The organism is Myxococcus eversor (genome assembly GCF_010894455.1).
Classification (GTDB): domain Bacteria; phylum Myxococcota; class Myxococcia; order Myxococcales; family Myxococcaceae; genus Myxococcus; species Myxococcus eversor.
Map to the genome: position 1 here is coordinate 74,408 of NZ_JAAIXY010000026.1, position 20,886 is coordinate 95,293.

Here is a 20,886-nt window from a genome sequence, read left to right on the forward strand (position 1 = left end):
TTCTGGAGGTGTGGATGAAGACAGCAGCGAGCAGACGGTTCCGCGTGCGTGCCAGCGGCCCCGTGGCGTGCTTCACGCGGCCGGAGATGAAGGCCGAGCGGGTCAGCTACGAGGTCATGACTCCCTCGGCGGCGAGGGGCGTGCTGGAGGCCATCCTGTGGAAGCCGGCGATTCGCTGGCACCTCCACGAAATCGCCGTCCTGAATCCGGTGAAGTGGACGAGCTTCCGCCGCAACGAGGTGAACAGCCGCGCGGTGGTGGGGAAGTTCGACTACGCGGCGGATGAGGACCGCGCTCAGCGCAACACGGTGGCGCTGCGTGACGTGGACTATGTCCTCACCGCGTCCTTCACGCTGGTGCCCGGCAAGGCGGGCGCCGAGGACAACGTCCGCAAGTTCGAGGAGATGTTCGAGCGGCGGTTGGAGAAGGGCCAGTTCTTCCACGCGCCGTATCTGGGATGCCGCGAGTTCGACGCCCGGGTGGAGCCCGCCGGGGAGGACTTGAGTCCCTCGGAGGCGAGCCTGGGACGCAGACCTTTGGGGCTCATGTTCTACGACTTCGCCTTCGGTGACGCGGCGGCGCGGCCCCTGTTCTTCGACGCGTACCTGGACCACGGCGTGCTCCAGGTGCCGACGTGGGAGCAGGTGCTGGAACGAAATGGAGGTCCGTCATGATGCTCACGGCGCTCAACGACTTCGCGCTGGAGCGGGGGCTCATGGATGACCCGCTTTATGAGACGCGGCCCGTGGACTTTCAGATTCGGCTGAGTCCGGAGGGCAAGTTCCTGGGTCTGGTGCCCACACAGGATGAGCGCGGGAAGGGTCTGCCCGTGCTGATTCCGCGCATTCCCCAGCGCTCGGTGAACATCGCGGCGGGCTTCGCGGTGGACAACTCCAAGTACGTGCTCGGGCATGAAAAGGAGGAGCCCTCCGCACGCGCGGGAAAGGCGGGGAAGGGCGCGGTGCGCTTCGTGGCCTTCTTGAAGCTGCTGCGCGAGGCCGTGGCCCAGACGGACGTGCCCGAGCTGCGCGCCGTGGAGGCGTTCCTCGCGAACGAGAAGGCGCGTGCGAAGGCGCTCGCGGAGCGGCCCGAAGACGAGTGGACCGGGTCGGAGATGCTCGCCTTCGTCGTCGGGGACTCCGTCACGCCCGTGCACCAACTGCCGGAGGTTCGCGCGTGGTGGGAGCGGCGAGGCGAGCAGGCGGCGGCGCTGGGGCGCACGGGGCTGTGCCTGGTGAGTGGCCGGAACGCGGTGCTGGCGGAGACCCATCCCAAGCTCAAGAACGTTCCCCAGGCGCAGAGCTCGGGCGCTTCTCTGGTGTCCTTCAACGCGAACGCGTTTGTGTCCCATGGGCTCGAACAAGGAGAGAACGCTCCCATCTCCCAACAGTCGGCGTTGGGCTACACGCTCGCGCTGAATGACCTGCTCCGGAAGTCGGAGGAGCGCCGTTACCGACAGGGCATCCAGCTCGGAGAAGACTCGGTGCTGGTGTTCTGGACGAACAGCACCGCGGAGCAGGAGAGCCTGTTGCTCAACTGGGCGGACCCCACGGAGGAGACCCTCCGCCGCTTCCTGGAGGCGCCTCGGCGCGGACTGGAGCCGGGGGAGCTGGACGAGCGGAGCTTCTATTCCGTGACGCTCGCGGGCAACTCCGGCCGCGTCGCCGTGCGCGACTGGTTCCAGACGAGCGTCGGTGAGGTGAAGCGAAGCCTCCGCCGCTACTTCGAGGACCTGCGCCTGGGCGAGGCGAAGACGGACCAGCCCATCCCGGTGTGGCGACTGCTCAAGGCCGTGGAGGCGCCTTCGGGCAAGGGGCTGTCTCCGGACCTCGCCACCCGGATGATGGGGGCCGCGCTTCGGGGACATCCGTTCCCGCGCCAGCTCCTCTCCGCATCCCTGGACCGACTCCGGCTTCCTCCCGCCGACGGGAAGCTGGAGCGAGAGCAGCTCCGTCTTCGTGTCGCGCTCATCAAGGCCACCCTCATTCGCAGCCATGCCTTTTCTCAGGAGGTCACCGTGTCATTGGACAAGAACAACCGGCTCCAGCCGTACGTCCTGGGCCGTCTCTTCGCCGTGTTGGAGCGCTTGCAGGCCGTGGCGTTGGGGAGCGACCTCAACTCCACCATCCGCGACCGTTACTTCGCCTCGGCGTCGCGCACGCCCGCGCTGGCCTTCTCCCGACTGCTGCCGCTCTCCGTCCATCACGCCGCCAAGGCAGGTGACGAGGGCAGGTGGCTGGAGCGGACCAAGTCCGAGGTGATGGCCCTGGTGGAGCCCGACTTCCTGCCCAGCGTCTTCGACCTCAACGCGCAGGGCCTCTTCGCGGTGGGCTACTACCACCAGCGCGAGGCGTTCTTCTCCAAGCGCACGCCCTCCGAGTCCAAGCCTCCGAAGGGCGAGCCTTCCGACTCCGCCGACTGACCCCGCTTCCGCTTCCACCCATTCCAGAGAGAGAACGCCATGACCGAGCTCAAGAACCGCCACGACTTCGTCCTGTTGTTCGACGTCCAGGACGGCAATCCCAATGGAGACCCCGACGCGGGCAACCTGCCGCGCATCGACCCGGAGACGGGCCACGGGCTGGTGACCGACGTGAGCCTCAAGCGCAAGGTGCGCAACTTCATCCAGCTCACGCAGGATAAGAAGCCAGGGTTCGACATCTTCGTGAAGGAGAAGGCCATCCTGAACGTGTCCATCAACGACGCGTACAAGGACCTGGGCATCGACCTGAACGAGAAGCCCAAGGTGGAGAAGGACGGCAAGAAGCGCGACACCAAGGGAAAGGCCCAGGGCTCAGAGGTCGAGAAGGGGCGCGAATGGATGTGCAAGACGTTCTTCGACGTCCGTACCTTTGGCGCCGTCATGTCCACGGGCCCCAACGCGGGGCAGGTGCGTGGACCCGTGCAGCTCACCTTCGCCCGCTCGGTGAGTCCCATCGTTTCGCAGGAGCACTCCATCACCCGCATGGCCGTGGCCACGGAGGCGGAGGCGGAGAAGCAGGGCGGTGACAACCGCACCATGGGGCGCAAGAACACCGTGCCCTACGGGTTGTACCGCGCGCATGGCTTCATCTCGCCGCACCTCGCGAGGCAGACGAAGTTCAACCAGGCGGACCTGGAGCTGCTGTTCAAGGCCTTCGCGAACATGTTCGAGCTGGACCGCAGCGCCGCGCGAGGGCTGATGTCCATGCGCAAGGTCATCGTCTTCAAGCACGGCTCCGAGCTGGGCAACGCGCCCGCGCATGCGCTGTTCGACCGCGTCCATGTCGAGCCCGTGCAGCCGGAGAAGCCCGCTCGGGCGTTCAAGGACTACACGGTGAAGGTGGACACGGCGAAGCTACCCGAGGGCATCGAGGTGATGGACCTGGCGGGATGAGCGACGCTCGCGAGACCTGGGTGGCGCTGTCCGCCTTGCAGCACCTGTTGTTCTGCGAACGGCAGGCGGCGCTCATCCATGTCGAGCAACTGTGGCGGGAGGATGTGAACACCGCCCTGGGCCGGCTGCTCCATGAGCGGGTGGACCTTCCGGGGCATGACGCCCGGCCGGGCTGCCGCGTGGAGCGCGCGGTTCGGCTGGGGTGCTCGCGGCTGCGTGTCTCAGGCCGCGCCGACCTGGTCGAGTACCACCCGGACCCCGCCAGTCCCATGGGCTGGCGGCCGTACCCGGTGGAGGTGAAGCGCGGGCGGCGGAAGTCGCACGACGCGGACGCCGTGCAGCTCTGCGCCCAGGCGCTGTGTCTGGAGGAGATGCACGGCGTCGAGGTTCCCGAGGGTGCGCTCTTTCATGGCGCGGAGCATCGGCGACGGGCGGTGCTCTTCGATGCGCGACTCCGGGCTCGGACGGAGGAGGCCATCGCGAGGATGCATGAGCTGCTGGCGCGACGGTGCGTGCCCGTCGTGCCGAGGGCGCCGAAGTGCGCGGCGTGCTCGCTGGAGCCGATGTGTCTGCCCCAGGTCACCGCGGGCCAGCGGAGTGTCTCCGAGCACTTGCGGCGGATGGTGGAGCCCGTGGACCCCTGAAGCGCGGGCCCTGACGTGTCACTGGAGGAGGACTGGCATGACGACCGCGCTCAATACGCTGTTCATCACCGTGGAGGGCACCCGCCTGAACAAGGAGGGCGAGCGCGTGGTGGTGACGATTCAGGACGAGAAGAAGGCGGAGGTGCCATTGCGTCATCTGCGCTCGGTGGTGTGTCTGGCGCGTGCGTGGATGACGCCGGAGCTCCTGGAGAGCTGCGTGGAGGCGGGGATTCACGTGTCGTTCTTCGGGATGACGGGGCGATTCCTGGCGCGAGTCGAGGGGCTGCCTGGCGGCAACGTGCTGCTGCGGCGTACGCAGTTCCGCGCCGCGGATGACGGGGCTCGTACGCTGGCCATCGCTCGGGCGATGGTCGTGGGGAAGTTGGGGAATGCTCGCCAGTTCCTCTTGCATGCGCGGCGGGACGCGGCGGAGGAGCGCAAGGCGTCGCTGGAGGAGGCGGCTCGGCGACTGTCTGGTCATCTTCGCGCGCTGGAGCGGGCGGATGACCTGGACCAGGTGCGAGGGCTGGAGGGCATCGCGGCGCGGGACTACTTCGAGGTGTTCCCTGATTTGTTGAAGGGTGATGCTCGGCGGTTCGTGTTCGATGGTCGGAACCGGCGGCCTCCGAGGGACCCGCTGAATGCGCTGCTGTCCTTCGGGTATGCCCTGCTGGCGCAGGACTGCGCGGGGGCGCTGGCGGGCGTGGGGCTGGACCCGGCGGTGGGGTTCCTCCATGAGGACCGGCCTGGGCGGCTGTCACTCGCGCTGGACTTGATGGAGGAGCTCCGCGCGCCCGTGGTGGACCGGTTGGTCTTCTCACTGGTGAACCGGGGGCAGCTCAAGCCGGAGGACTTCAAGACGGAGGCGGCGGGAGCGGTGATGCTCAAGGACGACGCGCGCAAGACGTTCCTCGTGGCGTACCAGGGCGCGAAGCAGGTCGAGGTCCAGCATGTGTTCCTGGGGCAGCAGACGAGTTGGGGGCTGGTTCCCCATCTGCAGGCGTTGCTGCTGGCTCGAGCGCTCCGGGGCGAGCTGGATGGCTATCCGCCCTTCGCGGTGCGCTGATGCGAAAGGTCACTGTGCTCGTGTGTTACGACGTCCGGGTCTCCGATGCGGACGGGCCACGCCGGCTCCGGCGGATTGCTCGGGCGTGCAAGGACCATGGGGTCCGGGTGCAGTATTCGGTCTTCGAGTGTGTGCTGGAGCCGAAGGACTGGGTGGTCTTGCGCGCACGGCTGCTCGCGGAGCTGGATGATGCGAGCGACAGTCTGCGGTTCTATTTCCTGAGCGAGGATGTGGCTCGGAAGACGGAGCACCATGGCGCGAGGGTGCCGTTGGATGTGGAGGGACCGCTCATCCTGTGAGGGGCTCGCGTGCCCGGATTGGGGCGCGCGGACCTGTGCCGGTGTGGGCTCCGTCGGAGGTTCGCGTTCTTTGAAATCTCCAATAGGATTCAGAGGTTGCGCGGGGGGGCTCGGTGAGCGCCGGGTTTGGGGTCGCTCGTGGGGAGTTGGGTTCGCGCGAAGCGGCTGGATTCCCTTGGAGTTCTGGTAGCTTGGACGGGCAGAGTCGCTCCTCGTGACCGCGAGGAGCGTGGGTTGAAACAACGATCATCAGCGTGTAGTGGTGCATGTGCGTAGTCGCTCCTCGTGACCGCGAGGAGCGTGGGTTGAAACACGAGTGGGACGCGCCGACGGGCCCACTGGGCGGTCGCTCCTCGTGACCGCGAGGAGCGTGGGTTGAAACGCCATCATCGCCACGCCAAGCACTCGGCTGGTGTCGTCGCTCCTCGTGACCGCGAGGAGCGTGGGTTGAAACGTAGTGGTGCTGGCCGTGCTGCTCGTGCTGGGCGGTCGCTCCTCGTGACCGCGAGGAGCGTGGGTTGAAACGAAAACGTGCGGCGCTCCGACGTGGCGCGGCAGAGTCGCTCCTCGTGACCGCGAGGAGCGTGGGTTGAAACTACAGCGACGGCAGCCAAGTCTACTCCGTGGGCTCGTCGCTCCTCGTGACCGCGAGGAGCGTGGGTTGAAACTGCCTAGTTAGGACAAGGGCCGTATTCACCTCGGTCGCTCCTCGTGACCGCGAGGAGCGTGGGTTGAAACATCAAGCGGAACACAGAGGGAACCCCGCAGGCCAGTCGCTCCTCGTGACCGCGAGGAGCGTGGGTTGAAACGTCGCAGCCGCCTGCGCCGTCCCCACTGCCGTCTGTCGCTCCTCGTGACCGCGAGGAGCGTGGGTTGAAACTCGAACTGCTCAGCGAACGTGCGCATCTTCCGTCGTCGCTCCTCGTGACCGCGAGGAGCGTGGGTTGAAACGACGCGTGGCGCATGGAATTCGGCGCGTGGGCGCTGTCGCTCCTCGTGACCGCGAGGAGCGTGGGTTGAAACCGCCGCTGGGACGCGGCCACTGGCCACCTCAACGTCGCTCCTCGTGACCGCGAGGAGCGTGGGTTGAAACTGCGCGGCGGTGATGAGGTATCGACGGCCGGTGAGTCGCTCCTCGTGACCGCGAGGAGCGTGGGTTGAAACTGCCTGCCGGAGCACTCCAGCAGGCCGTCGGGGCGTCGCTCCTCGTGACCGCGAGGAGCGTGGGTTGAAACTGCCGTGCGAGACGAAGGACCATGGGCGCGCCAGGTCGCTCCTCGTGACCGCGAGGAGCGTGGGTTGAAACGCTCGGGACACGGAGCAGACGCTCATCGCCCGGGTCGCTCCTCGTGACCGCGAGGAGCGTGGGTTGAAACTGTTTCAACAGCTCGGCGTCGTCGAAGTCGCCGAGGTCGCTCCTCGTGACCGCGAGGAGCGTGGGTTGAAACAAGGACACGCCGTCCGGCTGGGCGCAGCGCTGGGTCGCTCCTCGTGACCGCGAGGAGCGTGGGTTGAAACCCGCAGTCCCATTGAGGTCCGCATGGCGTGTCAGTCGCTCCTCGTGACCGCGAGGAGCGTGGGTTGAAACCTCTCGCGCCTGGCGCGCTCCTCCTCGGCGGTGGGTCGCTCCTCGTGACCGCGAGGAGCGTGGGTTGAAACGATGCATTGGCGCGCGGGGACGTCAACGAGCCCCAGTCGCTCCTCGTGACCGCGAGGAGCGTGGGTTGAAACCGAACATGGTGACTCCGCGGGTGACTGGGTGAGGTCGCTCCTCGTGACCGCGAGGAGCGTGGGTTGAAACCATTGGTGGGAGCCACGTTGTCGTCTGCACCAAGTCGCTCCTCGTGACCGCGAGGAGCGTGGGTTGAAACGAGGAAATCTGGCTGGTGCGCAACCGGCTGGAGGTCGCTCCTCGTGACCGCGAGGAGCGTGGGTTGAAACACCGTTTTGACGCTCGCCCACCCGTCAGGGGCCGAGTCGCTCCTCGTGACCGCGAGGAGCGTGGGTTGAAACCGCCGAGACGCCTTGCAGCGAGCGCACCGAACCGTCGCTCCTCGTGACCGCGAGGAGCGTGGGTTGAAACTGGAGGCCACCGAGCTCGTCCCTCGCGGCCCGGGTCGTCGCTCCTCGTGACCGCGAGGAGCGTGGGTTGAAACCGGATGTCTGTGAGCCCGAACCCATGGAAGGTGAGTCGCTCCTCGTGACCGCGAGGAGCGTGGGTTGAAACAGGCCGAGCTCCAGGCGGACCTGACGCGCACCCAGGTCGCTCCTCGTGACCGCGAGGAGCGTGGGTTGAAACGCGGGTCCCGAGCTTGCTACAGACGTAGTCGCTGTGTCGCTCCTCGTGACCGCGAGGAGCGTGGGTTGAAACGAATCGTGGGCGCGCGGACAGCAAGAGGCAGACGAGTCGCTCCTCGTGACCGCGAGGAGCGTGGGTTGAAACGCGTCCATGGACCAGAACATCCTGCTGCTCTGCCGGTCGCTCCTCGTGACCGCGAGGAGCGTGGGTTGAAACTCCACAAGCGCCCCAGGGCACGCCCCACCGAGGTCGCTCCTCGTGACCGCGAGGAGCGTGGGTTGAAACACCAGATCGCGCCCACCTGGAGCGGGAGTTGAAGTCGCTCCTCGTGACCGCGAGGAGCGTGGGTTGAAACTGGCTCGCCAACTTCAGCATCTGGAGGGCACGGTTGTCGCTCCTCGTGACCGCGAGGAGCGTGGGTTGAAACACGTCCAGCCCTGCCAGGAAGACGCCGTTCTCGTCGCTCCTCGTGACCGCGAGGAGCGTGGGTTGAAACCAGCTCGCGGAGTCGAATCGTGAGACTGTCGTAGTGGTCGCTCCTCGTGACCGCGAGGAGCGTGGGTTGAAACGGCGGCGTGCCGTTGGAGCAGGTGGTGGTCCAGTCGCTCCACGTGACCGCGAGGAGCGTGGGTTGAAACGGGTTCCCGGCAGGGTCCCTGTCGTTGGCGTCCGTCGTCGCTCCTCGTGACCGCGAGGAGCGTGGGTTGAAACAGCAATGCGACGCAGTTGGGGCGACGGTGGCTCAGTCGCTCCTCGTGACCGCGAGGAGCGTGGGTTGAAACTCTTCGTCCGTGTAGAAGAGGTAGTGCCCGGCCGGTCGCTCCTCGTGACCGCGAGGAGCGTGGGTTGAAACCAGATTCTCACGAAGCAGCGCCAACGCACCCGCAGTCGCTCCTCGTGACCGCGAGGAGCGTGGGTTGAAACGCTGGCGCGGTGGCGTTGCCCAACGTGGGCATGGTCGCTCCTCGTGACCGCGAGGAGCGTGGGTTGAAACCGGAACGGGACCATCGTCATCAACGTCGACTCTTGTCGCTCCTCGTGACCGCGAGGAGCGTGGGTTGAAACGCGGTGAAGAACACGTACTTCAGCAGGTTCCGCAGTCGCTCCTCGTGACCGCGAGGAGCGTGGGTTGAAACCGATTCAGATTAGTGGGCCCCAGTAGTCGTCAGGGTCGCTCCTCGTGACCGCGAGGAGCGTGGGTTGAAACCACGTGTTCCCGCGCCGCCAGCGAAGCGCTCCGGTCGCTCCTCGTGACCGCGAGGAGCGTGGGTTGAAACTACGCGGCCCTCCGGGACTGCTACATCGTGTACGGTTGCTCCTCGTGACCGCGAGGAGCGTGGGTTGAAACACGGAGGACGACCACTCGGGCCTCGTCAAGTCGCTGGTCGCTCCTCGTGACCGCGAGGAGCGTGGGTTGAAACTCTTTGGCCGTCGCGATGGTCTGGCGGTACTGCGTCGCTCCTCGTGACCGCGAGGAGCGTGGGTTGAAATCAGCGCGTCAGCACCGGCAGGAGCGCGTCGAGCAGTCGCTCCTCGTGACTGCGAGGAGCGTGGGTTGAAATTTCACAGCGCTGTCAGCCGTCAAGTCGCGCAGGTCGCTCCTCGTGACCGCGAGGAGCGTGGGTTGAAATGCCAACAACCGGACCACGGAGCTCTGGGTCGGACGCGTCGCTCCCCGTGGCCGCGAGGAGCGTGGGTTGAAACGTGGCGTCCAAATCGCCACGGAGGGCCAGACGCAGGTCGCTCCTCGTGACCGCGAGGAGCGTGGGTTGAAACGTGGCGCTCCAGCAGAGGAGCTTTCCCGCCGCGAGGTCGCTCCGCGTGACCGCGAGGAGCGTGGGTTGAAACCACGAACGTCAAGGCCGCGTCGGGAGTCATTGGTCGCTCCGCGTGACCGCGAGGAGCGTGGGTTGAAACTACCGTCAGAAGCCCGGGTACGTGCGCGACCTGGAGTCGCTCCGCGTGACCGCGAGGAGCGTGGGTTGAAACGGCAGTCGGAATGCCGCCCCCAAGTGGTACGAGGTCGCTCCTCGTGACCGCGAGGAGCGTGGGTTGAAACTCGCCGCCCATGGGGGCCGGGACGCTGACGTCGTCGCTCCTCGTGACCGCGAGGAGCGTGGGTTGAAACCGCCACCAGGTGCTGCACGTCGCGCTAACGGACGTCGCTCCTCGTGACTGCGAGGAGCGTGGGTTGAAACCAGGAGCTTGATCGAGCCGGAGCCGGTCGAGTCGCTCCTCGTGACTGCGAGGAGCGTGGGTCGAAACAAGGGATTCGCGTCCGACGCGCAGTCGAGACGGCGTCGCTCGTCGTGACCGCAAGGAGCGTGGGTTGAAACTGCGATCAGGGCGGCAGCCACCTCTGGGTGGTGCGTCGCTCCTCGTGACCGCGAGGAGCGTGGGTTGAAACCAGAAGCTTGATCGAGCCGGAGCCGGTCGAGTCGCTCCTCGTGACAGTGAGAAGCGTGGGTTGAAACGAGCACGCCTCTTACCTGCTGCGTAAGTACAACGGTCGCTCCTTGTGACCGCGAGGAGCGTGGGTTGAAACGCGTTGGTGCCCGCCTCCGTGCCGCGTTGGCGCAGTCGCTCCTCGTGACCGCGAGGAGCGTGAATTGAAACTGGCTGGCCTCAAAGTCCGCCGACAGGAGTCGCGTTGCTCCTCGTGACCGCGAGGATCGTGAGGAGTCTTCGCGCAAGCTACACCCGGGTGAACGTCAGGCCTGTAGCCTTCGCCCGCTCCAGGGCCTCCTTGATGTCCTCATGGATGATGAGGGCGAGAGGCCAGCCCCCTGTGCGGAACGTCCTGGCCTCTCCCACTTTCGTCGGGTCGATGTGCAGGTCGTCGACGGCGTAGTACTGCCCCACCTTCTCAGCCAGGCCGTCTTCTGGCATCCAGAACTGCACCGCCGACGCTTTCTCGTCGATGCAGTGGATGAGCTTTGTTGCCACCAGGATGAGGTACTGGTCCGCGTGACCTTGGAGATCCACGGGAATGAGCTGTACGTCGCCAGGGGCCAGCGCCGTGAAGATCTCCGCGACCTTGATGTGGACGATGGGAACGCTGAGCGCCGTCAAGGTGAAGTCCAGCGGCTTCCCTGGATGTTGAATGGGGACCTTCAGTCCCCCTTCAACAGGAACCGGGTGCCCTGCGTTGAAATCTCGCGGGTCGTCCACCTCGCGCCCATGACGGTCCGTAGGGTCATCGAGATGCCAACGGCCTGGAGCATGGACATCCTCCTTCAACCTGAAGAAGCGCTGGGACATGGCGGGCATCTAGGGCAATGAACTCTTGGTGAGAAGCTGGTTCAGTCTTGTTCCTGGCGTGCGGACCTCCACCGCCAGTCTATTGAGGGCCCTCGTCAGGACTTCCCTGCACTCCGAAACCTTACGGCAATGGAGGGTCGCGCCGTAGAGGCGTTCGTGGACCAGGTCGTGGTACTCCTGGGGATGCGGCCCTTTGTGACCTTGGAGGGACACGATGTTCTCCACGTCATCCAGCTCCATCCCCGCCTTCCGGAAGATCTTCTCGAACTTGGGTGTCCAGGGACCACCACGTGCCTTGGAGACACTGTTCTTGTTCGTGGCGAGGTGATGCTTCTCCGTGGGGCCGTCACTCATTCCCCGGGCCGCCATCGCCACCGCGTTGGGGGCCAGCGCGATGGTGAATCCCTCGGCCGTCAGCGCCACGGACCGCACGCCGCCAATCGCCATGAAGCGGTAGCCCGCCTGTGCCTCGACAGCGAGTGCCGCTTGCGCGGAGCCCGGCAGTCCCGATGCTTTCGCAGCCAGGCCGAGGGTGCCCCCAATGGCCGCCGTTGCCAGCATGACGAAGATGCGCGCGGCGTTCTCTCCCAGGACTTCCCCATACGCTTCACCAGCCTCACTGAGCTGAGCGAAGTTGGTGGCACGATCTACCTGGCGCACCAGCGAGATCCAACCATTGAGAATCCGCCACACCGTATCCACACCCAGGTAGGCGATTGCCGAAGCCGTCAGCAGGGACGCCAATCCCTTCGAGAAAGGTTCGGGCAGCGTCCAAAGGAGCATGTACATGCTGACAGATGCGGTCACCGTCGCGAGGAGCGCTTGTGGGTCGGCCATGTCCTCCAACGCTTCGGCCGTCTCCTCCCACACGGAGCTCATTGCGATGGCCATGGCCAGCGAGTACTTGCCATCACTGGCCAGCAGAGGGCCTTCGGCAAGCAGATGCAGGCAGTCGCCTGGTTGGTCTTTGCGTGCGCACCACTTGCCATAGGATTGTGTCAGTTCCTCATCCGCATAGGACTCCAGGAGCCGCAGACCCTCAGATGAATCATCCTCCTTCAGCGGGATGAGGCGTGGGCCTCTGCTCTCATACTGGTACACCGCGCTTCTCTCAGGAACCCCGAAGAGCTGGCGGGCTTCGCGAAGGGGATTGGTGAAGACCCGCACATCACGAGCGAGTACCGCCACCGCTTCTTCGAATTCGTCGCCGTCAAGCTCCACGGGCCCTGCATCATCTTCAATGATGGGAGTGTGCACGAGAGTCGGCTCGTTCGCTGTCTCCAGTCGTACCACTCGTGCCGCGGAGCAGCCCACGCTGGCAAGTGCCAGGAACAACCAGACGACCCAACGGGCCTTCATCCGCGTCCTCCAGTTCAGGGGGTACCCTCGACGGCCGAACTCAGGATGCCAGCATCGGCTGACACGTCACGGTTCGAAGTTCTCTGGGGGGCGCAGTGAGGACTCGGCTCGATGTCCCTGGATTGAGTCCCTGTCTCTCACGCCCCCCAGGGACGCAGGAACTCTTCCGACTCCGCGAGGATTCGCGGGAGGGACGCGGTCAGCTCGTGACCGTCATCCACCTCCACCATCCGTACATTCCTTCGCCCCTCCACCCACTGGCGCGAGTAACGGATGTCGCAGGTGTCGTCCTTCGTCCCGTGGATCAACAGCGTCGGCACTCGCACGTCCGGCCAGCCTCCCGTGCGCGCGTCCACCGTCTCCGCATCGTCGATGAACCCCGCGTGGATGCGCACCTTGCGCTTCTCCGCGAAGTCGTCCGTCTCAATCCAACCCGACGTCTTCCAGTGCCCCCACGCAGCCTCACCCATCCGCTTGCGCAACTGCGACACCACGTGGAACGCCGGGGCCAGCAAGACCAGCCCGCACACCCTCGCGTCCTCCGCCGCGATTCTCGCCGCCGTCAGGCCTCCCAGGCTGGAGCCGAAGAGCACTGCCCGGTCCTCCTTCTCTCCCAGCGCCGCTCGCACCGTCTCCAGCATCGCGCTCAACCGGAGCTGCTCCATCGAGGGGACTCGCAGGTTCAACCTCGCGACGTGGACACCTCGCGCCTCGAAGTGCCTTGCCACGGCCACTCCCTTGGCCGAGTCGGGCCCCGATGCGAAGCCGTGCAGATACAGCCAGCGCGGTGCGACGGGCTTCGGGACGGATGGAAGGTCACTCATGACCATCCACTGTAGCGCCTGGCCCTCATCCTCTCGGGGCCTCACCCTCGGAACGCGTTAGCCGCGCTCAACCGAGGCATGAGGCCCGTCGAGGCCCTTCGCTACTTCACTTCGCGCGTGAGCCTGGAGTCCCACGGGCACCAGTGGCTGCCCGGCAGGAAGGCGCCTCCCGCCTCGTCCAGGTGGTCCTCCACGTACACCATGTTCGCGTCGCAGACCTCGATGGCCATCGAGAAGAACTGGATGGTCGACGGGTCCAGATGGAACGAGAACTTCGGATTGTACGGCTGCATCCTCTTGATGATTCGCCCATGCACGTGGACCTCGTTCGTCTCCTGGCCGGAGAGAATCTTCCGTGCATGGTTGATCGTCTTGTCGTCCGTCAACTCGATGATGAACTCGGTCCCAGGTGAGCTCGGCTGCGTGAATGCGAAGCGGGTGGCGGTCGCCATGGCGCAACTCCTGTGAGGGTGGGGCGCCCGGTGTAAAGGGTCACCTCCTCACGCCACAACGCACCCGCGCTCCCCGCAGTGGAAAACCCCTCAATGTCTTGTGCGGGGTTGTGAAATCACACACATCAATCCGTCCAGCGACTCACCCACCCCGAGGCTTGCGGTACCTCGCGAGGCGAGTCGCGTGCTCGGGATTCAACATCCCCACATACGCCAACATCCCGTCGATGCGCGCGCTCCGCTTCGCATCCCCACCGTCCCGGTCCTCCTGGTGAATCATCGCCCGCAGCTTCCGCCGCTCCTCCCGCGACAACCCCAACCCCTCGTTCACCGTGACGCCCGTCACTCGCTGCCGCCCACCCTTGCGCTGCACGCGTGTCTTCTCGGCATTCACCTCGAAGCCTTCTTCGCGCACGTACCTCGCGGCCAGCGCTCGCACCTTCTCCAGCGCCCCCACGTCATCCCCGGAGAACGTCAAATCATCCGCGTAGCGCGTATACGCATAGCCATACCGCCGCCCCAGCCCCGCCAACCTCCGGTCCAGCCGCGTCAGCACCGCATTGCACAGTCCCGGACTCGTCGGCGCGCCCTGCACGCAGACTCGCGGGCCTACCGGGACGTGAAACACCGTCCCCTCTACGTCCACCCGCTGACGCTCCGCCTCCGTCATCAACACCGCCAGCGTCGCCGCCACCGGATAGCCATACCCGAAGGCCAACAACAGCCCTCGCACCCTGCTCACCGTGACGGATGGGAAGAAGTCCTTCAGGTCCAGCTTCAACACCACCCGCTTGCCCACGTGCGGCGCCGCTCCCGTCTTGATGGAGCGCCCCGTCACGAAGCCGTGTGCCTGCTCGCTCACCGGGAGCTTCGACACCAGCACGTCCAACAGTCGGCGCTGTATCGCCTTCAGCTTCCGCTTCGGTGCATGCAACAGCCGCTGGCCTCCGGAGCGCTTCGGCACGGTGAACGTCACGTAGTGCGACACCCGCTCCCGCGCCCGGTGCGTCGAATAGTGCCGCAGTTGTCCCACCGACAAGCCCAGCGCAGTGGCCACGTCCTCCTCCGTGCGCCACACGGGCAGCCCGTACCGCGCGAGCTGTGCCTCGTCCGGGAGCAAGTCGCGCACGTTCCGATTCCGCGTCCGGAACGCCGTGGAGAAGAAACGCCGCGCCTCAAGCGCGCTGAAGAGCCGCTTCCGCTTCTTCGTGTAGACCCGCTTGCCCTTGGGCAGCAGCCGCGCGTCTCTCAGAATCTGGCGCAGGTGGCCGGGCTTCAGCGGTCCCGAGGTGGCCACCGTCTCGCGCACCACGTCGGGTGGACGGTCGCTCGCGTCGCGCTCGAACGGCGCATCCAACCGTGAGACATCGCGAGTCACCGGCTTGGGGGAGAACAACCCCTTGAACCAATCGAGCCAGCTCATGGTGCTCCGGGAGGGGCCAGGGGACGACCTGCGAGGCGCTGGACCCGGGGCTCCCTGCGTTCCGTACGCAGGGACCCTGGAGAAGAGAAGGAGACAGAACACCGCCGCGGCGAAACACCACGGCACCGACGGCTCATCCGCGAGCCCAGGCCCTTCCCGAGAGCATCACCGGTTATCGTCATCGCCGCCGTCCTCGTCAAGCGCCTCGGTGTCGTCCGCCTCTGAGTCATCGTCCGTGTCGGCGTTCCTCGGCCTCCGCGCCGCCGCTTCCGCCGCGCTCACCGTCAGCGCCTCGGCCGAGGCCGGCACCGAGCTCGCCAGCTCCTTGCGCCGCGCCTTCGCCAATCGCAGCAACGCCAGCAGGTGCGCGCACGGCCCCTGATTCATCAGGTGCTCACGGAAGTACTCACAGCCGCACTTGCCGAAGAGCAGCCGGTCCTCGTCGTTCAACACCAGCTCCACGTCCTGCTGGGTCCCCGCGTGCCCGTGCACCACCCAGTCGCGGTAGACCACCTCGCGCACCACCGCGCCCGCGGGTGTCGGCAGCTTGCGCACCTTGCGTGTCTCTCGCGTCGTCTCCGACGTCACCTTCACTGCGTCCGCCGCCGCCAGGCGCTCCGCCTCCTCGCGCCTCGCATCCGGCGGATACAGCCGGCCCAGGTCCACCGGCGCGGTGAACAGTTCGCGGTGCCGCCAGCTCCGCGCCTCCACGTCGAAGATCGCCCGCCCCGCCGCGCACAGCCCCGCCAGCGCCCCCGCGGCTCGTGCCTTGCTCACGCCCAACGCCTGCGCGACCTCCTCCGTGGACACGTGGACGCGCTCGCGCAACAACCCGAGCACCCGCTCCGTCAGCTCGCTGTCCTGCTCGGGCTCCAGCAACAGGTCCATCCCCGCCGTGCCCGTCCACCGGTTCGCCGTCCATCCCGACAGCCCGAGCACGAAGCGCACGCCCGGCCCCAGGTGCACCGCGTAGAAGTGCGGCAGCGCCCGGCCCTTCAGGTAGATGTCCACCTTGTCCGCGTACGGCAGCAACGGCTCCAGCAACCGCAGTCGTCTCCGGCCCCACGTGCGCACCGTGCGCGGCTCCGTGGCGCCATGGGTCGCTCCTCGCAGCGGCACCTCGTGCTCCCACGGCTCCAGCACCAGCTTCGCGTCATGGCCCGGCGTGAGCACGTAGCGCAGCGCTCGCGGGGACACCTTCGCCTTGGTGAAGGTGAGGTGGCGCACCGCCGAGAGCAGGTCCACCGGCCGCACCGTCAGCTTCGTGCCCGGCATCGCCATGCCGCCCTGGAGCTGGAGGAAGCCTCGCACCCACTCGTCCGGCACCTCCACCTTCTGCTCGAAGCGTCCTCCCGAGCCCTTCGTGCGGACCTCGAAGCCCTCCGCCCCCACTCGCAGGTGCGTCTCCCGGCTGGAGCGCATCTCCGCCAGCGCCGCCCACAGCCACGCCGTGAAGTCCACGTTGGTGGTGCCGCAGCGCACCTCGCCCTCGGGCTCGAAGCGGCTCCGGTCCACGATGACCATTCCGTACGAACTCTGGTCCTGACTGAACGCCTCGAAGAAGACCCGGTCCGGATGCACCGTGATGATGGGGTCCATCAATCCCCCCATCCACTCCGAGCTCCACTCGTCCGACTGCCAGATGAGCTGCCCCAACGCCTGGAGCGCCAGTCGTATCGGCAGCACGTCCTTCGCCACCTTCGCGTGGAAGCGCACCGGGCGATGCTGGTCCGCCGACAAGCCCAGCAACGCACGCTCCCGCGTGGACTCGAAGACCGACGGCGTCGCGTAGAGGAGGTCGACCACCGTCATGGCGCGGCCTCCTTCGTGGTCGCGGAGAAGACTCGGGGAACCTCCGACGGGCCTCGCAGCTCGGGCCAGCGCGTGAGCACCTTCGCCAGCAGCTCCACCAGGGCCTCCTTCGGATAGCGCTTGTCCGGCAGCGCGAAGGCTTCACGCATCCGGGGCAACAGCACCCTCGCGGTGTCCTCGTGATTCAGCGCGGCGTTGGCCAGCGCTCCGAAGGCCGCGAGCCGCGTGCGCCGGTGCAGGGGCCTCAACAGCGTGGCCTGGAGCAGGTCCAGGTTGAGTATCGCCAGCGCACTCGCGCGCGCCGAGTCCCGCCCCAAGAGTCGGAACGCGAGCGCCTGCACGTGAATCTGCGGCGCCTCCAGCAAGTCCCTCACCGCCAGCGGGTCCGCCAGGTAGAAGTCATCCGAGCGCTGGAAGAACAGCCGCGCGAGCCGGTTCCGCGACAACAACCCGTCGAAATCCCAGATGGAGAACGCGGGCACCGCCCCCAGGGCGTTGGCGGCCCGACGCGCGAACACGCCGCCTTCCTTCGGCAGCTCCTCGTAGTGCGTCGCCAGCGCCTCCAACACCCGCGTCCACTCCTTCTGTCGCTTGTTCGCGCCATGCTCGGGCACGGGCTGCGTGGCGGCTCGGCTCGCGATGAAATCCAGCAGCTCCTCGTCGCGCCGCTCCAACACTCGCGCCACCAGCTCCGGGTACGCCGCGTGCCAGCCGGAGGCCACGTGCATCCGGAAGGGGCCGCGCACCAGCTCCGGGAAGCGCTCGTACATCGCCACCGCCGTCGCGTCCGTCAGCGGCAACACCCTCGCGAAGCCGAGCCCTGGCAGGTTCCATTCGGCCCCCGCCCCCGCCACCTGGAGGAGCCGACGCCGCGCCACCTGCTCGTCCCGGTCCGCGTCCTTCACCAGCTTGCGCACCTCGGTGTCGAATGTCTCCTCCGTCGCGGAGGTGCGCAGCGCCGCGCTCCACACGTCCTCCCAGCCGCGCACCCGGCACAGCTCCAGCAACTCCGGCAGCGCCTTCGCGTTCTTCACCCCGTTGATGCTCCCCAGGCCCGCCCAGCGCGGGAACACCGAGCGCAGGTGCTCCAGGACATAGGGCACCACGTCGCGCCCGCGCCGCTCCACCAACTCCACGAAGACGTGGGCTGCCACGGTGGGGGCGAACTCCGGATGATGCTCGTCCAGCGCGCGCACCAGCGCCTCCGGCTCCTGGATGGACTGGGTGAGCGCCAGCGCGTCCTCGCGCCAGGCCTCATCGGACACCAGCCGGCGATACACCGTCCACGCCTGCTCCATGTCTCCCCTGGCGAAGAGGCGCTCCCGGTAGGTGCTCCACATCGGCACCGGCTTCTTCGGCCGGGACCAGGTGGTCCCCGGGAAGGGCAGGTGCTGACGGATGAAAGGGCGCGCCGCCTCCGGGTCCACCGCGTCCAGCGCGAGCGCTGTCGCCTCATCCAGCCGGAGGTGGAGCTGCTCCACCTTGCTCAACTCGAGGTGCCGGGCGCTCCGCGTCTTCGCGCCCCGGAAGCGCCGCGCGACGTCCTCGCGCCACACCGGCTCCTGCTTCTTGCCCAGCCCCTGCAGCTTCCAGCTGTACAGCTTGCGGAACACGGCCACGTCGTCGGCGCGGTCCGCATCGTTCAGCCACGTCTCCAGCGCGGCGGTGTACTCGCTCTTCCACGGGTCGAAGAGCTTCCCGCTCGTGGTGACGTTGGCCGGCATCAGCCAGGAGAGGATGAGCGGACGGAAGAGGACCCGGTCCCTCGCGTTCAGCGCCGGTCCCCACAGCCAGGGGAAGCTCCGGAAGCGTGGCCTCTGGGCCAGCGACTCCAGCTCCGCGCGCAGCTCCAGGTCCGACTGTCTTCGCGCGAAGGCGCTCTGGATGGCGGCTTCCATCTCCCGCGCTTCGCGTCGTGCTCGCTGCTCCCAGCTCTCGCTCACCCCCGGTTTTCTACACCGGCCGAGACACGCGGCGCATCAGTCGAGTGCGCTCGCGGGTGTCTCAGAAGCGCAGCACCGGGCCCACAATCACCGACTGAATCAGCTTGGCGCACTCGTCCACTGAGTCCCGTGTGAGCTTCACGTCGCAGAACTGGAAGGCCGTGGCGGCGGAGATGCCCCAGCGCTGGCTGAACCAGGCATCCACTCCCACGCGGAATGCCATGCTCGTGGTGTCCACGTTCTCCCGCAGGAAGTTGCCGAACTCGTCCGGCGTGAAGGTGCTGCCCCAGCTCTTCGACAGCCGCGCGCCCACCCAGGGGGTGATGGGCTTGTCCCGGAAGAAACGCAGCCGCGCCTCGATTCCGACGGCCTTGTAGTCCAACTGGGTGCGCTCCAGCCGGTCCTCCCTCGCCGCGTCTCGCAGCTCCGTGCCCCACGTCTCCGAGACTTCGGCCAGGAGGCCCAGGGACAACCCCGGCGGGGACTCCACGCCCAGGTAGGCATGCAGCGCCGGCCCCTTCGCGCGGAAGTCACTCAGGTGGTCCAGGGAGATGCCCGCGCCCAGCGAGGCATAGCCATTCCAGCCGTCCGCCACCGCCTGGGTGCCCACGCCCAGCACGCCCACCACCGCCACCCACTTCGACACCGTTTTCATGGCCGGCAGTCTATGTCCGACCCGCGCCCGGAGCATGAAGTGGGATGCCATGTCATGAAGCAAACCGCCCTCCGTCACGCAAGGGTCGTCCCGTTTTCGCACCCACCCCCATCGCCAGGCAGGCGTCCCGGCACCGCGAGGCCGGTGGACGTCCGCTGGTGTTCCTTCGTGGGGGGTGGGTGCGCTTCGCGCCGGTGGAGTCCGGCGGTTAGGCTTCGTCCATGTCCGTCACCTTTGAAGCCGCGGCCAGCGCCGTCCGCGACGCCCTCTCCGACGCGGGACGGGGACTCGTCGAGCGCGAGGCCATGGTGGAGCTCATCGCGCTGTCCGCCGTCGCAGGGGAGCACCTGCTGGTCATCGGTCCCCCCGGTACCGCGAAGAGCGAGGCCGTCCGCCGCACCGCTCGCGCGCTGGGCGGCTCGTATTTCGAGTACCTCCTGGGCCGCTTCACCGAGCCCTCCGAGCTGTTCGGCCCCGTGGACCTGCGCAAGCTGCGCGAGGGGCTGGTGGAGACGGAGACCACGGGCATGCTGCCCGAGGCGGATATCGCCTTCCTCGACGAGGTCTTCCTCGGCTCCACCGCCATCCTGAACACGCTGCTGGGCCTGCTCAACGAGCGGACGTTCCGCCGGGGCCACACGCGCATGCACTGCCCGCTGCGCGTCTGCGTGGGCGCGGCCAACGCATTGCCGGAGGACGAGTCGCTCGCCGCCTTCGCGGACCGCTTCCTGGCGCGCATCTTCGTCGAGCCCGTGCCGGACCCGCGACTGGAGGACCTGCTCGCGGGCGGGGCCTCGCTGTGGGGCGACGGTTCGGGACGCCGTGCCTCGCTGGAGGCGCTGGATGTGCTCGCGCAGGCGGCGCGCGAGGCGGACCTGGCGCCCGTGCGTCCGCATCTGGCCCACGCGCTGCGCTCCCTTCGCGGGGCGGGGCTCGCGCTGTCGGACCGGCGCGCGGTGAAGGTGCAGCGTCTGGTGGCCGCGGCGGCCGTGCTCGCGGGACGCTCCGTGCCGAGCACCGCGGACCTGTGGCCGCTCGTGTACGCGGTGCCGACGAAGGAAGGCCAGGCGCTCGCGCGGGATGTGCTGCGGGAGTTGCTCGCGGCGACGGAGAACCCGGCCCTCTCGGCGGCGGCGCTGGAGGCCAGTGCGGGGCCGTGGGCTCGGGCGCAGCGAATCGCCCAGGCCGGGCAGGTGCTGCTCGCCGAGCGGCCCAGTGACACCGACGCCGAGGCCTTCTCCGCGTGGCACCTCAAGCTGGAGGGCGTGGCGCGGGAGATGGATGCCAGCTTCGCTCCCGAGTTCCTCACCGAGGACCTGAAGGTCCTGCGCGCCGGGCTCACGGAGGCGCTCGCGCTCGTGTCTCCGGTGTCGCTGGAGGCTCGCGGCGCCGGGCTCTCCTGACCGGAGATGTCGTGGCGGCGCGGTCCGCGTCGACGACGTGAGGGACGGGTCTTCAAGACGTGCGAGAGGG

15 protein-coding genes and 1 CRISPR repeat array are annotated in these 20,886 nt (G+C 67.3%); of the genes, 7 read left to right on the plus strand and 8 right to left on the minus strand.

Translation table 11 applies throughout. The features are described 5' to 3' along the window. Positions 1-14: 14 nt before the first annotated feature. The 6 genes from cas5c to cas2 are packed head-to-tail and all read left to right on the plus strand — an operon-like array spanning position 15 to position 5,385. The gene (gene cas5c, locus G4D83_RS38680) at positions 15-674 is read left to right on the plus strand and encodes a type I-C CRISPR-associated protein Cas5c (RefSeq protein ID WP_205522827.1); all 660 of its coding nucleotides are present in this window, start codon (positions 15-17) and stop codon (positions 672-674) included. Further along, entirely contained in the window at positions 671-2,422 is a 1,752-nt protein-coding gene (cas8c, locus tag G4D83_RS38685) for a type I-C CRISPR-associated protein Cas8c/Csd1 (RefSeq protein ID WP_163869943.1), read from the plus strand. The genes cas5c and cas8c overlap by 4 nt, the downstream gene beginning before the upstream one ends. Before the next feature lie 39 nt (positions 2,423-2,461). Beyond that, the gene (gene cas7c, locus G4D83_RS38690; RefSeq protein ID WP_163869944.1) at positions 2,462-3,376 is read left to right on the plus strand and encodes a type I-C CRISPR-associated protein Cas7/Csd2; all 915 of its coding nucleotides are present in this window, start codon (positions 2,462-2,464) and stop codon (positions 3,374-3,376) included. Next, the gene (gene cas4, locus G4D83_RS38695; protein WP_163869945.1) at positions 3,373-4,020 is read left to right on the plus strand and encodes a CRISPR-associated protein Cas4; all 648 of its coding nucleotides are present in this window, start codon (positions 3,373-3,375) and stop codon (positions 4,018-4,020) included. Before cas7c ends, cas4 begins: the two co-directional genes overlap by 4 nt. Positions 4,021-4,057: 37 nt before the next feature. Next, positions 4,058-5,086 (plus strand): type I-C CRISPR-associated endonuclease Cas1c, encoded by a 1,029-nt coding sequence (gene cas1c / locus G4D83_RS38700; protein ID WP_163869946.1) that lies wholly within the window; start codon positions 4,058-4,060, stop codon positions 5,084-5,086. After that, positions 5,086-5,385, plus strand: coding sequence for a CRISPR-associated endonuclease Cas2 (gene cas2 / locus G4D83_RS38705; protein WP_163869947.1), 300 nt, complete (start codon positions 5,086-5,088; stop codon positions 5,383-5,385). Before cas1c ends, cas2 begins: the two co-directional genes overlap by 1 nt. 204 nt (positions 5,386-5,589) lie before the next feature. Beyond that, a CRISPR array of direct repeats spans positions 5,590-10,300; the repeat unit is 37 nt; unit sequence GTCGCTCCTCGTGACCGCGAGGAGCGTGGGTTGAAAC. 78 nt (positions 10,301-10,378) lie between these two features. Here cas2 and G4D83_RS38710 read toward each other — a convergent pair. The 8 genes from G4D83_RS38710 to G4D83_RS38745 form a co-directional block, all read right to left on the minus strand. Beyond that, complete coding sequence (locus tag G4D83_RS38710; RefSeq protein WP_205522830.1) at positions 10,379-10,945, minus strand: imm11 family protein; 567 nt, start codon at positions 10,943-10,945, stop codon at positions 10,379-10,381. Positions 10,946-10,954: 9 nt separating this feature from the next. Then, on the minus strand, positions 10,955-12,304 hold the full coding sequence (locus G4D83_RS38715; RefSeq protein WP_163869949.1) for an AHH domain-containing protein: 1,350 nt from the start codon (positions 12,302-12,304) through the stop codon (positions 10,955-10,957). Positions 12,305-12,441: 137 nt separating this feature from the next. Beyond that, positions 12,442-13,128: a YqiA/YcfP family alpha/beta fold hydrolase gene (locus tag G4D83_RS38720; protein WP_163869950.1), complete on the minus strand. Its 687-nt coding sequence runs from the start codon at positions 13,126-13,128 to the stop codon at positions 12,442-12,444. Between the two features lie 101 nt (positions 13,129-13,229). Further along, positions 13,230-13,580: a BP74-related protein gene (locus tag G4D83_RS38725; RefSeq protein ID WP_163869951.1), complete on the minus strand. Its 351-nt coding sequence runs from the start codon at positions 13,578-13,580 to the stop codon at positions 13,230-13,232. A 142-nt stretch (positions 13,581-13,722) separates the two neighbouring features. Then, positions 13,723-15,003, minus strand: a complete 1,281-nt coding sequence (locus tag G4D83_RS38730; protein ID WP_163869952.1) for a reverse transcriptase domain-containing protein — start codon at positions 15,001-15,003, stop codon at positions 13,723-13,725. A 165-nt stretch (positions 15,004-15,168) separates the two neighbouring features. Next, the gene (locus G4D83_RS38735; protein ID WP_163869953.1) at positions 15,169-16,815 is read right to left on the minus strand and encodes an SWIM zinc finger family protein; all 1,647 of its coding nucleotides are present in this window, start codon (positions 16,813-16,815) and stop codon (positions 15,169-15,171) included. Beyond that, entirely contained in the window at positions 16,812-18,758 is a 1,947-nt protein-coding gene (locus G4D83_RS38740) for a gliding motility protein (RefSeq protein WP_163869954.1), read from the minus strand. The genes G4D83_RS38735 and G4D83_RS38740 overlap by 4 nt, the downstream gene beginning before the upstream one ends. A 61-nt stretch (positions 18,759-18,819) precedes the next feature. Beyond that, the gene (locus G4D83_RS38745; protein WP_163869955.1) at positions 18,820-19,413 is read right to left on the minus strand and encodes a porin family protein; all 594 of its coding nucleotides are present in this window, start codon (positions 19,411-19,413) and stop codon (positions 18,820-18,822) included. 221 nt (positions 19,414-19,634) lie between these two features. Here G4D83_RS38745 and G4D83_RS47035 point away from each other — a divergent pair, with 221 nt between their 5' ends. Then, a complete protein-coding gene (locus G4D83_RS47035) occupies positions 19,635-20,816 on the plus strand; it encodes an AAA family ATPase (RefSeq protein ID WP_163869956.1) in 1,182 nt (393 codons plus the stop codon). The last annotated feature ends 70 nt before the right edge of the window (positions 20,817-20,886 follow it).

Bases quoted from the DNA above. Each gene is read 5' to 3' on its own strand.
- cas1c (WP_163869946.1), top strand. From the start codon at position 4,058: ATGACGACCGCGCTCAATACGCTGTTCATCACCGTGGAGGGCACCCGC.
- cas2 (WP_163869947.1), top strand. From the start codon at position 5,086: ATGCGAAAGGTCACTGTGCTCGTGTGTTACGACGTCCGGGTCTCCGAT.
- G4D83_RS38715 (WP_163869949.1), bottom strand. From the start codon at position 12,304: ATGAAGGCCCGTTGGGTCGTCTGGTTGTTCCTGGCACTTGCCAGCGTG.
- cas5c (WP_205522827.1), top strand. From the start codon at position 15: ATGAAGACAGCAGCGAGCAGACGGTTCCGCGTGCGTGCCAGCGGCCCC.
- G4D83_RS38745 (WP_163869955.1), bottom strand. From the start codon at position 19,413: ATGAAAACGGTGTCGAAGTGGGTGGCGGTGGTGGGCGTGCTGGGCGTG.
- G4D83_RS38730 (WP_163869952.1), bottom strand. From the start codon at position 15,003: ATGAGCTGGCTCGATTGGTTCAAGGGGTTGTTCTCCCCCAAGCCGGTG.
- G4D83_RS47035 (WP_163869956.1), top strand. From the start codon at position 19,635: ATGTCCGTCACCTTTGAAGCCGCGGCCAGCGCCGTCCGCGACGCCCTC.
- G4D83_RS38720 (WP_163869950.1), bottom strand. From the start codon at position 13,128: ATGAGTGACCTTCCATCCGTCCCGAAGCCCGTCGCACCGCGCTGGCTG.
- cas4 (WP_163869945.1), top strand. From the start codon at position 3,373: ATGAGCGACGCTCGCGAGACCTGGGTGGCGCTGTCCGCCTTGCAGCAC.
- G4D83_RS38725 (WP_163869951.1), bottom strand. From the start codon at position 13,580: ATGGCGACCGCCACCCGCTTCGCATTCACGCAGCCGAGCTCACCTGGG.
- G4D83_RS38735 (WP_163869953.1), bottom strand. From the start codon at position 16,815: ATGACGGTGGTCGACCTCCTCTACGCGACGCCGTCGGTCTTCGAGTCC.
- cas7c (WP_163869944.1), top strand. From the start codon at position 2,462: ATGACCGAGCTCAAGAACCGCCACGACTTCGTCCTGTTGTTCGACGTC.
- G4D83_RS38710 (WP_205522830.1), bottom strand. From the start codon at position 10,945: ATGTCCCAGCGCTTCTTCAGGTTGAAGGAGGATGTCCATGCTCCAGGC.
- cas8c (WP_163869943.1), top strand. From the start codon at position 671: ATGATGCTCACGGCGCTCAACGACTTCGCGCTGGAGCGGGGGCTCATG.